The organism is Micromonospora sp. M61 (assembly GCF_018070245.1).
GTDB classification, from domain to species: domain Bacteria; phylum Actinomycetota; class Actinomycetes; order Mycobacteriales; family Micromonosporaceae; genus Micromonospora; species Micromonospora zamorensis.
Genome location: NZ_JAGPYA010000037.1, coordinates 1 through 13,262 on the forward strand (window position 1 = coordinate 1; position 13,262 = coordinate 13,262).

Genomic DNA, 13,262 nt, shown 5'->3' on the forward strand with positions numbered 1-13,262 from the left:
GGGCTCGGCGTTCGCGCCGAGCCCGCCCGACCCACGCCACGACATCCGTCATCGGTACGGGTCTGTGGCCGACGAGTTTGGGATGATGCGCCGGTCGATCCAGCCGACATCACCTGAATCGAAGGGACCTCCGCGATGGCAAAGGTCATCTCCACGTTGTTCATCTCGGCCGACGGTGTGGCCGAGATCGACCCGGACTGGCACTTCCCGTACTTCGACGAGAACATGGGTCGCGCCGTCAGCGAGGACTACGACACCGCCGACGTGCTGCTCATCGGCCGCGAGACCTACGACAGTTTCGCCGGGGCGTGGCCCGACCGTGAGGCCGCCGGTGGCGACGACGCCTCGTTCGCCAAACAACTCGGCGACGTCCGCAAGGTCGTCGTCTCGCGTCAGTCGCTCGACCTGCCCTGGCGCAACTCGGAGCTGATCCAGGGCGATCTCCTCGATGCTGTCGCCGCGCTCAAGGCCGACGCGGGTGTCCGAGGCATCCTCATCCCCGGGTCGATCTCGGTGGTGCAGCAACTGCTCGCCGCGGGGTTGGTCGACGAGCTGCGTCTGCTGGTGCATCCGGTCGCGGCCCGCAAGGGCCGCAAGCTGTTCGACGAGGGCGATGCCGCGTACCACCTGCGTCTGGTGGCGTCCGAAGCCTTTCCGACGGGAGTGCTGCGCGTCATCTACGCGCCGGGCGTGGCCCCGAACGCGGCCGGCTACGACGACGTCAAGGACCAGGTGCCGGCCGGAAACTAGTGCGCGGAGGGTGCCCCGGGCTGTCCCACACCCTGACCCACCATTTAATTAGCACCATCTATATTGACGTTCGGCCTTGGCAACGACAGGATCTTGGCACCACCCCCACTGTGATCCCGTCTGGGAGACGCCATGAACCGTCCTCGCCTGCCCCTCCTGCGGTCAGCCACCCGGCTGGCCGCACTCGCACTGGCCACCGCCGGCGTGCTGCTCACCGTCGCCACACCCGCCAGCGCGGCCGTGCCCGCCGGCCGCTACGTCGCGCTGGGCGACTCGTACGCCGCTGGTCCGCTGATCCCCACCCAGGTAGACCTGAACTGCCTGCGGTCCAACCGCAACTACCCGTCGCTGGTGGCCACGGCCGCCAGCTCGTCGTCGTTTGCCGACGTGAGCTGTTCCGGGGCCACCACGGAGGACATCCTCTCCGGCGGCAGCGGCGCGCTGGGCATCGCACTGCCGCCACAACTGAACGCGGTCACGTCGAACACGTCGCTGGTGACGGTGCAGATCGGCGGCAACGACATCGGCTTCTCCGGCATCATCACCGACTGCGCGGAGGCGAGCCTCAGCAGCCCGCTCGGCTCGCCGTGCAAGAACCGTTTCACCGCCGGAGGTGTCGACCAGTTGCAGGCGAGGATCGTGGCCGCGACGCCGAAGGTGACAGCGGTGCTCCAGGCGGTCCGCCGGGCCGCGCCGGGCGCCCGGGTCGTGGTGCTGGGATACCCGGCGATCCTGCCGGACTCCGGGTACGGGTGCTGGCCCGTCGTTCCGATCGCCTACCAGGACGTGCCGTACCTGCGGGGCGTCGAGAAGTCGCTCAACGCCATGCTGGCCAGCGCCGCGGGCGCCAACGGTGCCACCTACGCCGACGTCTACACCCCGTCGATCGGCCGCGACACGTGCAAGAGCAGTGGCACCCGGTGGGTCGAGGGGCTCGTGCCCCAGAACGCGGCCGCCCCGTTCCACCCGAACGCCCGGGGTGAGCAGGGCATGGCCACGGCCGTGCTCGCCAAGCTGAACAGCTGACCCGGCCCGCGATCGGTTGAACCTGCCCCGTCGGCAACGGCGGGGCAGGTTCGCGGCTGCCGTCTCAGCGACGTGGCGATGCCCAGCCGCGCTGGTGCAGGCGTTCGATGCCGTCCAGCAGCAGGTCCAGCGCGAACTCGAACTCGAACTGGTCGTCACAGCCCTGCCCCAGGACGGACCCGTCGTCGTGCGACGCGGCCATGGCGATCTCCGCGACGTGCGGGAACCTGGCCGCGATCTCCGGTGGTAGGGCCGCCGCCGACGGGGCAGGGTCGGTCCTGCCGGACCGACCGGCGCGCCGGGAGTCGTCGAAGAGTTCCTGGCTGAAGCCCAGAATTCGGCTGCCCATCGCGTGCATCACGTGGTGCGCGAGATCGACGGAGAATCCGCCGGCCCGGAACGCCCCGATCATGGAGTCGAGGTAGGCCAGGACGGCCGGCGTCGCCATGTTCCGCGTCTCGATCGCCAGCGGCGCCCAGGGATGGCGCAGCAGGACCTGCCGCGCGGAGAGAATGCGCTGGCGGACCGCGTGCTTCCAGTCGGCCGCGGGCACGGGCGGGTCGATCTCACCGACGACCACGTCGATCATGCCGTCGAGCAACTCGTCCTTGTTGGCCACGTGCTTGTAGAGGGCCATCGGCACGACGCCCAGGTCCTGGGCGAGGTTGCGCATGCTGAGGGACTCGATCCCGGCCTCGTCGGCGAGCGCGACGGCGGCGCGCAGGATCCGGTCCCTGCTCAGCGGCGTACGGCGCAGCGTCTCAGCCTGCTCAGCCATCTCGCTCCTCGTCGTCGGGCGGGCATTCGAACCCTAATCCCCTTGACAGGTGTACGCCGTATACCTACCGTTCTCTGCAAGGTGTACGGCGTACACCGGGAGAGGGGAGAGGGATGAAGGCCATCGTTCAGGACCGATACGGTCCGCCGGAAACGCTCACACTCACGGACGTGGAGACGCCGGTGCCTGCCGCCGATGAGGTGTTGGTGCGGGTGGAGGCCGCCGCGCTCAACGCGTACGACTGGCATGCCATGCGAGGCGACCCATGGATGGCCCGGTTGGCGATGGGCCGGTCGAGGCCCCGCGCGCGCATCCGTGGCCGGGACTTCGCCGGGCGGGTCGAGGCCGTCGGCGCCAGCGTTCGGCAGGTCCGCCCGGGTGATGCCGTCTTCGGCGACCTCGGTGACGCCAACGGCGCGTTCGCCGAGTACGTGTGCGTGTCCGAGACCCTGGTCGCGACGGCGCCGGCGAACCTGACGCCGCAGCAGGCGGCGGCCCTGCCGCTGGCCGGCATCACCGCGCTCATGGGTCTGACCAGCGCCGGGCGGGTCGAGCCAGGCCACCGCGTTCTCATCAACGGCGCCTCCGGCGGCGTCGGCACGCTGGCGGTCCAACTGGCCACGGTGCTCGGCGCGAGCGTGACCGCCGTGTGCAGCACCCGCAACGTCGATCTGGTCCGGTCGCTCGGCGCCGAGAACGTCGTCGACTACACCCGTGATGACTTCGCCCGCGACACCCGCCGCTACGACGTCGTGTTCGACCTGGTCGGCAACCGTGCCCTCGCGGCGCTCCGACGGGTCCTGACCCCGACCGGGACGCTGGTGCTCTCCGGCGGCGGTGTGTACCGGGGCGGCAGCCTCATCGGCCCGGTCGGGCTCATCGCGCGTGGGCGGCTGCTGGCACCCTTCGTCCGACAGCGCATCGTCGTCCTCGCGGCGGTGCCCGGTCGGCAGCACCTCGACGCGCTCCGCGCCCACGTCGAAACCGGCCGCCTCACCCCGGTCATCGACCGGACCTATCCGCTGCGCGAGGTGCCCCAGGCCATGCGTTACCTGGAGACCGAACACGCGCGGGCCAAGGTCGTCATCACCGTCTGACGTGCTGTTTCGCCATCGGTGTCGACGGTGGGGGCGGTCAGGAAGCGGCCGGTCGCGCGCACCCACGAGGACTGTCGACCGACCGGGTGGTGCTTGAGATCGGGAAGTCCGGGGTACCGAAAGCTTCATGCCGAGTGTGGGGCAAGTCGTCGGAGACCGTTACCGTCTGGTCGAAAGCATCGCCAGTGGCGGTATGGGTGACGTGTGGCGAGCCGTCGACGAAACCCTCGACCGCTGTGTGGCGATCAAGATGCTGCAACCTCGGCTGGTCACCGACGCCGGCTTCGGCGAGCGATTCCGCCGCGAGGCCCGGGCGATGGCGGCCCTGCGTCACCCGGGCGTCGCCCAGGTCTACGACTACGGCGAGGTGTCGAATGCCGGAGCGCCGGTCCTCGCCTACATCGTGATGGAATGCGTGCAGGGGCAGCCCCTGTCGCAGCGGATCGCCGAGGTCGGCCGGCTGGATGTGGCCGAGGCGATGTCGATCGCCGCGCAGACCGCCCGTGCCCTCCAGGCGGCGCACGACGCCGGGGTCGTCCACCGGGACGTCAAGCCCAGCAACCTGATCATCGAGCCGGACGGGCACGTCGTCCTCGTCGATTTCGGCGTCGCGGTGACGCAGGAGGCGGTGAGCCTGACCGCTACGAACCAGGTCGTCGGCACCGCGCTGTACATGGCCCCGGAGCAGATCGCGAAGAACGAGACCTCCCCGGCGATCGACATCTACGCGCTGGGCGCCGTCGTCTACCACTGCCTCGCCGGCCGGCCGCCGCACCAGGGCGAGACCGCCCTCGCGGTGGCGCTGCGGCACCTCGGAGAGGAACCGTCTCCGCTGCCCGAGGACGTTCCGGACGCGGTCCGGCGGCTGGTCGCCACCGCGATGGCCAAGGAGCCCGCCCACCGCTTTCCGACGGCGGCGGCCATGTCCACGGCGGCGCAGGCGGTCACCGACCCGTCAGATGAGTTGCTGCGGACCGCCACCGCGGCGACCTCGATCGCGGTGCCCGCCGAGCAGCGGGTTGCCCGGCGCTCAGCCCTCGGCGGCGCGGAGCGGCGGGCGCGTCGGGCGGGCAGCCCTGGGACCACCGGGCTCGCGGTACTCCTCGGATCGCTGGCCGCCGCGGCTGCCGTCCTGGTGTTCGCCGATCCCACCGGGATGATGACGGGCCCGACCGGGCGGCCGTCGACGCCTCCCGCGGTGCCGCCCGCGGTGTCGCCAACGGTGCCGCCGCAGGGGGAGCCCGGCCCCGGTGCCGGCGGCGGCGAACCGGCCACCCGCGATTCCGCGGGTCTGCCGGTGCGGGCACCCGGATCTCCGACCCCGACGGCCACCGGCTCAGCGGGCGGGGCCGCGGCGAGCCCGTCGGCGACGCCTGGTGGGGGCACTGTGGATACGCCCGAGCCCACCACGTCCGAGAGTGCCCCGGCTGAACCGACGGGAGCCCCGACGGGTGAGACGACGGAGGAACCGACGGACGAACCAGTTTCGGATGAGACCGACGAGCCGTCGACCGAGGAGTCGGCGGCGGGGGATGAGTCGGCGGCGGGGCAGACCGCGCAACCGCAGGTGTAGGGCGTGCGGAAGCGCTGGCCGGCCTGCGCCGGGAACGCCGAGGCGAGGTGGGGACGTACCCGTGGCACGGCTCTGGCGTGGCGGCCGGGGCCGCCACGCCAGAGTGTGATTGTCAGGAGCTGATCAGGTCACCCCGTGCGGCAGGTGACCGTCGGCCAGTTCCAGTTGCCGTTGGCCATGATCGTGATCCCGAAGTTGTTGCCGTTGCCGTTCGGTCTCGCGGTTACCGTGCCGCTCGTGCCGCTGACGGAGGCGTTCCAGCTGTTCTGCACGCTCTGGCCGCCGCCGAGGCCGAGGCTGACGACCCAGTTGTTGGTGCCGCTGACCGCGACGTTGAGGTTGAACCGGTCGCCCCACTGCTGGCCGGCGGAGAGCGTCGCGTTGCAGTTGCCGTTGCCGGGCGGGGGGCTGGTGGTGGTGGTCGGGTCCGGGTTGCTGCCGCCGCCTTCCCGAACGGTGATGTCGGAGCTGCCGCTGCTCTGGTAGCCCTCGGTGGCCATGATCTGGTAGCTGTGGTTGGTGCCGAGGTTCAAGCCGGCACGGGCCCAGGCGTCGAAGTGGTTGGCGGTGGTGATGGTGCCACTCGATCGCTTCTGCTGGCGGACGCTCCAGAACTGGTAGAACGTCTGATTGCCGTCGATCGACGGGGCGTTGACCCGCTGGCTGCGCAGGATGTCGTAGGTGCCGCCGTCAGTGGTGACCGTGCCCATCCGGGTGGCGCCGCTGCTCGGGTTGTAGCTGCCGAAGTTCTCCACCACGTAGTACTCGATGAGCGGGTTGCGCGTCCATCCGTACAGGGCGAGGTAGGTGTTGTTGTTGCCCGGGTTGTAACTGCCCGAGTAGGTGACCGTGCGTCGGTTGCCGGTGGCCCAACCCTTGCCGCCGACCCAGTTGTTGGTGCTCCTGTCCCAACTGCTGGTGTAACGGCCGTCGGCGCGCAGCGTCATGCTGGCGTTGCCGCTGTCCTTCCAGAACGAGAAGAAGTAGCCGTTGTGCGTGCCGGTGAGGTTCGAGGTGAGGGTCCGGTCGGCCTCCGCGTACGCGTTGGTGGCGGTCATCGTGCCGGTGACGGCCAGGACGGCGGCGCAGGCGGCGCCGAGGAGCAGCCGCATGCGGCCACGCCTCCGGGGTCTGGTGGGGATCTCGCCGGTGTCGATCATTAACGTGTTCCTCCTTGTGGCGGCTGGCGGGGGCCAGCGGTGCGATACGGCCCGCAGGCTGTCGGTGGCCCGGGACGGCCATCGGCGTCGTACCGCGTGGTGGTGGCCGGTCGTCCTGCGCGACGACCGGAGGAGTGGGTCGCGGTGACTGGTGCTGACGGCAATTGAGCGCCGTCGATGGCGACCGTATTAACCCGGCCGTCGACTTGTCAACAATTTCCGGAAACACGCTGGCAACGTCGCGGCGACCGGCCGCCTGCCGTGGGAGCGGTATCTATCCAGGTCAGTAGTCGATCAGGGCCGAGACGCTCTCCCGGGGAGCTGTGGCGGCCGACGAGGACGTGAGAAGAACCTGCCGAGAACTTCCGGAGACTTTCCGGACCGCAATCACCCGGCGGTCAAAGGGTGCGAGGCAGGCAGGAGCCCGGTCAGCTCCGGAGGGCGTTGAGCCGCGCGGCCTGGCGGGTCAGGTGGTCGCGCTCGGCCAGGTTGGCGGCGTTGCGGGCCGCCTCGGCGTACAGCCGCGCCGCCGTCGCCGCGTTGCCGTCGCGCTCGTGCAGGTAGGCCGCGACCGCTGTGTAGCGGGGCAGTGCGTCGTCCAGTGCCGCGAGCGCCGCGAGGCCGGCGCGCGGGCCGTCGGCCTCGCCGACGGCGACCGCGCGGTTGAGCAGGACGATCGGGCTGTCGGTCAGCAGCGCGAGTTCGTCGTACCACTCGACGATCTGCACCCAGTCGGTCTCCCCGGCGGTGGGCGCGTCGGCGTGCAGCGCCGCGATGGCGGCCTGGGCCTGGAACTCGCCCAGTCGGTCCCGGGCGAGGGCCGCCTGGAGGATTCCGACGCCCTCGGCGATCAACGCGGTGTCCCATCGGCCGCGGTCCTGCTCGGCCAGCGGCACCAGGCTGCCGTCGGCCGCCCTCCGGGCGGCGCGCCTAGCGTGGTGCAGCAGCATGAGGGCGAGCAGCCCCGCCACCTCGGGGTGGTCGATCGCGGCCGCGAGCTGCCGGGTGAGCCGGATGGCTTCGGCGGCGAGGTCGACGTCGCCGAAGTAGCCCTCGTTGAAGACCAGATAGAGGACGCGCAGCACGGTGGCGACGTCACCGGGCTGGTCGAACCGCACTCCGGAGACGGTGCGCTTGGCCCGGCTGATGCGCTGCGCCATGGTCGCCTCGGGCACCAGGTAGGCCTGGGCGATCTGGCGGGTGGTCAGCCCGCCGACGGCGCGCAGCGTGAGCGCGACCGCTGACGACGGCGTCAGCGACGGGTGGGCGCACAGGAAGTAGAGCTGGAGCGTGTCGTCCACCGCCGGGGTGGGGCCGGGCGGGGGTTCCTCGTCGACGAGGTCCTCACGTCGACGGCGGGCCGCGTCCGCCCGGGTCGCGTCGAGGAACCGGCGCCAGGCCACGGTGACGAGCCAGCCCTTCGGGTCCCGTGGCGGGTCGGTCGACCAGACGCGGAACGCCTCGACCAGCGCGTCCTGTACGGCGTCCTCGGCCGCCGCGAAGTCAGCTCCGCGGCGGACGAGGACCCCGAGCACACTCGGCGTGAGGCTCCGGATCAGTGCCTCGTTCACTCCGTGATGGTGGGCGGCTCGGTCAGGAACGGGCGCAGTTCGAGCCACTCGTGGATCGGCTTCCCGTCCTTTCCGGGGGCGGCGGACAGCTCCCCGGCCAGCTCGACGGCGCGCTCGTAGCTGTCGACGTCGATCACCATCCAGCCGGCGATGAGGTCCTTGGTCTCGGCGAACGGGCCGTCGGTGACCGGCGGGCGGCCCTCACCGTCGTACCGGACGAACACCCCGTCGGGGGCCAGGGCCTGGCCGTCGACGAACTCGCCGGTCTGCTCGAGCCGTGCCGCGAAGTCGTTCATGTACGCGATGTGCGCCGTGATCTCCTGCGGCGTCCACTGGTCCATGGGTACGTCGTTGACCCCGCTCGGGGCGCCGCGGTAGTGCTTGAGCAGCAGGTACTTCGCCATCGTCTTCTCCTCGGTGCGGGTGTGAGGCCCTTCGTGGCCGCCTTCACCCCGGGGACGGAGCTGGTCGCCGGTTCTCGACATGGCCGTCCGGATTATTTTTACTCTGGCTCAGGAGCGTGGGTGGAACCGGTCGGACACGGTGGTGCGGGACCGGCGTGAAACTTGATTCGTTCCAAAATAGTGAGCTAGTGTTCGTCGGGTGATGTCCGACTTCGAGGCGCAACTGCGGGCCGCCTCGCTGCGGGTGACCCGGCCTCGACTGGCGGTGCTCGCGGCGCTGCGCGACCACCCGCACGTCGGCACCGACGCCGTGATCGCGCTGGTCCGGGCGGATCATCCCACGGTGTCCCACCAGGCGGTGTACGACGTGCTGCGGGTGCTCACCGACGCTGGTCTGGTGCGGCGCATCCAGCCGGCCGGGGCGACCGCCCGCTATGAGTCCCGGGTCGCGGACAACCACCACCACATCGTGTGCCGCTCCTGCGGCGCCATCGCCGACGTCGACTGCGCCGTCGGCCACGCTCCCTGTCTCACCGCCTCCGACGACCATGGTTTCGTGGTCGACGAGGCGGAGGTCGTCTACTGGGGCACCTGTCCCGACTGCGCGACCGAACGCACGCCCCAGAGATCCGCAAGCTCGGAAGGAATTACATGAGCGACACCCAGGACAACGGCCCCACCAGTGCGCAGGGCGTGGACCAGAAGGCAGCGGCCGGCTGCCCGGTCGCGCACGACTCGGTGACCGCGCACGGCAGCGAGAGCGAGAACCCGGCGATCGACTCGCCGACCCCGAAGACCGGCGGTCGTCCGCGCAACAACCGGGACTGGTGGCCCAACCAGCTCGACCTCTCGGTGTTGCACGCCCACTCGTCCAAGGGCAACCCGTTGGGCGAGAACTTCAGCTACGCCAAGGAGTTCGCCAAGCTCGACGTCGAGGCCCTCAAGCGCGACATCACCGAGGCCCTCACCACCTCGCAGGACTGGTGGCCGGCCGACTTCGGCCACTACGGCGGCCTGATGATCCGGATGAGCTGGCACTCCGCCGGCACGTACCGCATCGAGGACGGTCGCGGTGGAGCCGGCGACGGCGGTCAGCGTTTCGCTCCGCTGAACAGCTGGCCGGACAACGCCAACCTCGACAAGGCCCGCCGGCTGCTCTGGCCGGTCAAGCAGAAGTACGGCCAGAAGATCTCCTGGGCCGACCTGATCGTGCTCGCCGGTAACGTCTCCCTGGAGTCGATGGGCTTCAAGACTTTCGGCTTCGGCTTCGGTCGCGAGGACGTGTGGGAGCCCGAGGAGATCTTCTGGGGCCCGGAGGACACCTGGCTCGGCGACGAGCGCTACGCCTCCGAGAAGGAGATGGCGGCTGGCGTCGGGGCGACCGAGATGGGTCTCATCTACGTCAACCCGGAGGGGCCTCGCGGCAACGCCGACCCGCTCGCGGCGGCGCACTTCATCCGCGAGACCTTCGCCCGGATGGCGATGAACGACGAGGAGACCGTCGCCCTCATCGCCGGTGGCCACACCTTCGGCAAGACCCACGGTGCCGGCGTCGCCGACAACCACGTGGGTCCGGAGCCCGAGGGTGCCCCGCTGGAGGCGCAGGGCCTGGGCTGGCTGAGCACCCACGGCAGCGGCAAGGGCGGTGACACGATCACCAGCGGGCTCGAGGTGACGTGGACCGACGTGCCGACGCAGTGGAGCAACCGCTTCTTCGAGATCCTGTTCGGCTACGAGTGGGAGCTCACCACGAGCCCGGGCGGCGCGAAGCAGTGGGTCGCCAAGGACGCCGAGGCGATCATCCCGGACGCCCACGACCCGTCGAAGAAGCACAAGCCGACGATGCTCACGACCGACCTGTCGCTGCGTGTCGACCCGGCGTACGAGAAGATCTCGCGCCGCTTCCTGGAGAACCCCGACCAGTTCGCGCTGGCCTTCGCCAAGGCGTGGTACAAGCTGCTGCACCGCGACATGGGTCCGATCGAGCGTTTCCTCGGGCCGTGGGTGGCCGAGCCGCAGCTGTGGCAGGACCCGGTGCCGGCCGTCGACCACGAGCTCGTGGGTGACGCCGACATCGCCGCGCTCAAGGCGAAGGTCCTGGAGTCCGGTCTGACGACCGCCCAGTTGGTCTCCACCGCCTGGGCGTCCGCCGCGAGCTTCCGCTACACCGACAAGCGTGGTGGCGCCAACGGCGCACGGATCCGTCTTGAGCCGCAGCGCAACTGGGAGGTCAACCAGCCGGAGCAGCTCGCGACGGTCCTGACCACTCTGGAGGGCATCCAGCGGGAGTTCAACGAGGCCGGCGGCGCGAAGATCTCGCTCGCCGACCTGATCGTGCTGGCCGGTTCGGCAGCCGTCGAGAAGGCGGCGCGTGACGCCGGCGTCGAGGTGACAGTGCCGTTCCGGCCGGGCCGCACCGACGCCACGCAGGAGCAGACCGACGTCGAGTCGTTCCGGGTCCTCGAGCCGCGCGCCGACGGTTTCCGCAACTACCTGCGTCCCGGCGAGAAGACCCAGCCGGAGGTGCTGCTCATCGACCGCGCCTACATGCTCAACCTGACCGCGCCCGAGATGACCGTCCTGGTCGGCGGCCTGCGTTCCCTCGGCGCCAACACCGCTGGTGCCCAGCACGGTGTCCTCACCGACCAGCCGGGCGTGCTCACCAACGACTTCTTCGCCAACCTGCTGTCCCCGGGCACCCGGTGGAGCGCGTCGAAGTCCGAGGAGCACGTGTACGAGATCCGCGATCTGGCCACCGACGAGGTGAAGTGGACCGCCACCGCGGTCGACCTCATCTTCGGTTCCAACTCGCAGCTGCGGGCCCTCGCCGAGGTCTACGCCAGCCAGGACGCCCGCGACAAGTTCGTGGCCGACTTCGTGGCAGCCTGGACCAAGGTCATGGAGCTCGACCGCTTCGACATCGCCTGACCGCCTGACACCGACGAGCCCCGGTCAATCCATCAGTGATTGGCCGGGGCTCGTCGGCCATTGCACGCCCCTGAGCAGGTATGCCGTACCGCGCCGATCGCCCGTATTCTGGGTGACCTTGGCGGATCGCATACCCCCGGGGGTATAGTCGAACGCAGGAGGTGGCGGTGAAACTTCGACCGGAGATGACGTCGGATGCGCTGACCAGGCTCAAGCGGGCCCGTGGGCAGCTCAACGCGGTTATCGAGATGATGGAGAGCGGTCAGGACTGTCGTGAGGCCCTGACCCAGCTCGCTGCGGTGTCCAAGGCGATAGACCGAGCGGGTTTCAAGATCATTGCTTCGGGGATGCGGCACTGCGGGGCTGCGCGCGAACGTGGCGAGGAGCCGGAGATGACCGAGGAGGAGCTGGAGAAGCTTTTCCTGGCTCTCGCCTGACGCGGCACGACGTCACCCACGGCGCTGGCCGCACTGTGGGTGACGGCGTGCACATGAAGAACACGGCAGCAGTGTGTCATCTGCATACCCCCGGGGGTATGCAGAGTTTGTTGAACTTTAAGGAGTGGACATGGCAGTTGAGGTTTCCGTCGTCGCGACGTCGTCCCTCGGTGACCGCAGCTACCTCGCCTCAGACGGGCGGGTGGCGATCGTGGTCGACCCCCAGCGCGACATCGACCGCGTGATGTACCTCGCGGGAGCGTTGGGGGTCCGCATCACCCATGTCGTGGAAACGCACATCCACAACGACTACGTCTCCGGCGGGCTGGAGCTCGCACGAATCACCGGCGCCCACTACCTGGTGGCCGCGGCTGACGAGGTCGGCTTCGAGCGGACGCCCGTCACCGACGGCGACCAGGTGGCTGTCTCCGACTCGCTACGGCTGCGGGTGATCGCCACGCCGGGTCACACCTTCCACCACCTGTCATACGTCCTCGATGAGGCCGTAGGCGGCAGTTGGCGGTCGGCCGGTGTCTTCACCGGTGGTTCACTGCTGTTCGGCACGACGGGTCGGACGGACCTCCTGGGCAAGCAGCATGCCCACGAGTTGGCCCACCAGCAGCACGCCTCGGCGAAGCGGCTGGCGGATCTGCTGCCCGACGGGGCCGAGGTATGGCCGACGCACGGCTTCGGCAGCTTCTGCTCGGCCAGTCAGTCGGACGCCGCGGAGTCGACGATCGGCCGGGAGAAGGAGAAGAACCAGGTTCTCCGGCTGGCCGCGGAGGACTTCGTCACGGAGACCCTCGCCGGCCTCGACGCCTACCCGGCGTACTACGCACACATGGGCGTGGAGAACCTCGCGGGACCGGCCCCGGTCGACCTCACCCCGGTGAGCCTCGCCGATGCTGCCGAACTGCGCGAGCGGATGGCCGACGGGCAGTGGGTGGTGGACCTCAGGCACCGCAAGGCGTACGCCACCTCGCACCTGGCCGGCACGGTCAGCCTCGGCCTGGACGGCCCGATGTCCACCTGGCTCGGTTGGCTGATCGACTGGGGAGTGCCGATCACCCTGCTCGCCGAGACCCCGGGCCAGGTCGCCGATGCCCAGCGCGAGCTGGTCCGGATCGGCATCGACCGCCCGGCCGCGCAGGTCACCGGCGAGGTGGAGCGCTGGGCAGCCGAGCCCGGTCAGCTGCGGGAGCTGCGGATGGCCGACTTCGTGACCCTCGCGGCGGCCCGCGCCGGGCATGTCCCTGCCGGCCTCCCTGCCGCGGACGTGGTCCTCGACGTGCGAATGACAAACGAGTGGCGGACCAGCCACATCGACGGCGCCCTGCACATCCCACTGCCTGAGCTGCCCAGGCGGCTGGCCGACGTGCCGACCGGCGTTGTCTGGGTGCACTGCGGCTCCGGCTACCGTGCCACGGCGGCGGCGTCGCTACTGGCCAACGCCGGCCGCGAGGTGGTCGTCATCGACGACAAGTTCGACCGGGCCGAGAGCGCGGGCGTGCAGATGGCCACTGACGCCTGACCGAACA

At 70.1% G+C, this 13,262-nt stretch carries 12 protein-coding genes; 8 read left to right on the forward strand and 4 right to left on the reverse strand.

Features of this window, described 5'->3' with window-relative positions:
• Positions 1–135 precede the first annotated feature (135 nt).
• Together KBX34_RS20940 and KBX34_RS20945 are read left to right on the forward strand one after the other, a co-directional pair.
• Positions 136–750 (forward strand): dihydrofolate reductase family protein, encoded by a 615-nt coding sequence (locus KBX34_RS20940; RefSeq protein ID WP_210926426.1) that lies wholly within the window; start codon positions 136–138, stop codon positions 748–750.
• A 132-nt stretch (positions 751–882) separates the two neighbouring features.
• Positions 883–1,776 carry an SGNH/GDSL hydrolase family protein gene (locus KBX34_RS20945; protein WP_088947753.1) on the forward strand — a complete coding sequence of 298 codons (894 nt, stop codon included), beginning with the start codon at positions 883–885 and terminating at the stop codon, positions 1,774–1,776.
• Between the two features lie 64 nt (positions 1,777–1,840).
• Here KBX34_RS20945 and KBX34_RS20950 read toward each other — a convergent pair whose 3' ends face one another.
• A complete protein-coding gene (locus KBX34_RS20950; RefSeq protein ID WP_210926428.1) occupies positions 1,841–2,554 on the reverse strand; it encodes a TetR/AcrR family transcriptional regulator in 714 nt (237 codons plus the stop codon).
• Between the two features lie 113 nt (positions 2,555–2,667).
• On the opposite strand from KBX34_RS20950, the gene KBX34_RS20955 reads away from it, so the two are divergent.
• Positions 2,668–3,651, forward strand: coding sequence for an NAD(P)-dependent alcohol dehydrogenase (locus KBX34_RS20955; protein ID WP_210926430.1), 984 nt, complete (start codon positions 2,668–2,670; stop codon positions 3,649–3,651).
• A 193-nt stretch (positions 3,652–3,844) separates the two neighbouring features.
• Positions 3,845–5,224, forward strand: coding sequence for a serine/threonine-protein kinase (locus KBX34_RS20960; protein ID WP_247672047.1), 1,380 nt, complete (start codon positions 3,845–3,847; stop codon positions 5,222–5,224).
• 128 nt (positions 5,225–5,352) lie between these two features.
• Here KBX34_RS20960 and KBX34_RS20965 read toward each other — a convergent pair whose 3' ends face one another.
• From KBX34_RS20965 to KBX34_RS20975, 3 genes are all read right to left on the reverse strand, one after another.
• Positions 5,353–6,384, reverse strand: coding sequence for a glycoside hydrolase family 11 protein (locus KBX34_RS20965; RefSeq protein WP_088947757.1), 1,032 nt, complete (start codon positions 6,382–6,384; stop codon positions 5,353–5,355).
• 428 nt (positions 6,385–6,812) lie between these two features.
• Positions 6,813–7,955 (reverse strand): RNA polymerase sigma factor, encoded by a 1,143-nt coding sequence (locus tag KBX34_RS20970; protein ID WP_210926432.1) that lies wholly within the window; start codon positions 7,953–7,955, stop codon positions 6,813–6,815.
• Positions 7,952–8,359 (reverse strand): YciI family protein, encoded by a 408-nt coding sequence (locus KBX34_RS20975; protein ID WP_088947759.1) that lies wholly within the window; start codon positions 8,357–8,359, stop codon positions 7,952–7,954. The genes KBX34_RS20970 and KBX34_RS20975 overlap by 4 nt, the downstream gene beginning before the upstream one ends.
• A gap of 199 nt (positions 8,360–8,558) precedes the next feature.
• On the opposite strand from KBX34_RS20975, the gene KBX34_RS20980 reads away from it, so the two are divergent.
• The 4 genes from KBX34_RS20980 to KBX34_RS20995 all read left to right on the forward strand — a co-directional run bounded on the left by KBX34_RS20980 (position 8,559) and on the right by KBX34_RS20995 (position 13,255).
• A complete protein-coding gene (locus KBX34_RS20980; RefSeq protein WP_269458571.1) occupies positions 8,559–9,014 on the forward strand; it encodes a Fur family transcriptional regulator in 456 nt (151 codons plus the stop codon).
• Complete coding sequence (gene katG, locus KBX34_RS20985) at positions 9,011–11,287, forward strand: catalase/peroxidase HPI (RefSeq protein WP_210926433.1); 2,277 nt, start codon at positions 9,011–9,013, stop codon at positions 11,285–11,287. The genes KBX34_RS20980 and katG overlap by 4 nt, the downstream gene beginning before the upstream one ends.
• Before the next feature lie 167 nt (positions 11,288–11,454).
• Entirely contained in the window at positions 11,455–11,724 is a 270-nt protein-coding gene (locus tag KBX34_RS20990; protein WP_091406954.1) for a metal-sensitive transcriptional regulator, read from the forward strand.
• 130 nt (positions 11,725–11,854) lie between these two features.
• Complete coding sequence (locus tag KBX34_RS20995; RefSeq protein ID WP_210926434.1) at positions 11,855–13,255, forward strand: rhodanese-like domain-containing protein; 1,401 nt, start codon at positions 11,855–11,857, stop codon at positions 13,253–13,255.
• The last annotated feature ends 7 nt before the right edge of the window (positions 13,256–13,262 follow it).

Bases quoted from the DNA above. Each gene is read 5' to 3' on its own strand.
- KBX34_RS20940 (WP_210926426.1), top strand. From the start codon at position 136: ATGGCAAAGGTCATCTCCACGTTGTTCATCTCGGCCGACGGTGTGGCC.
- KBX34_RS20945 (WP_088947753.1), top strand. From the start codon at position 883: ATGAACCGTCCTCGCCTGCCCCTCCTGCGGTCAGCCACCCGGCTGGCC.
- KBX34_RS20950 (WP_210926428.1), bottom strand. From the start codon at position 2,554: ATGGCTGAGCAGGCTGAGACGCTGCGCCGTACGCCGCTGAGCAGGGAC.
- KBX34_RS20955 (WP_210926430.1), top strand. From the start codon at position 2,668: ATGAAGGCCATCGTTCAGGACCGATACGGTCCGCCGGAAACGCTCACA.
- KBX34_RS20960 (WP_247672047.1), top strand. From the start codon at position 3,845: ATGGGTGACGTGTGGCGAGCCGTCGACGAAACCCTCGACCGCTGTGTG.
- KBX34_RS20965 (WP_088947757.1), bottom strand. From the start codon at position 6,384: ATGATCGACACCGGCGAGATCCCCACCAGACCCCGGAGGCGTGGCCGC.
- KBX34_RS20975 (WP_088947759.1), bottom strand. From the start codon at position 8,359: ATGGCGAAGTACCTGCTGCTCAAGCACTACCGCGGCGCCCCGAGCGGG.
- katG (WP_210926433.1), top strand. From the start codon at position 9,011: ATGAGCGACACCCAGGACAACGGCCCCACCAGTGCGCAGGGCGTGGAC.
- KBX34_RS20995 (WP_210926434.1), top strand. From the start codon at position 11,855: ATGGCAGTTGAGGTTTCCGTCGTCGCGACGTCGTCCCTCGGTGACCGC.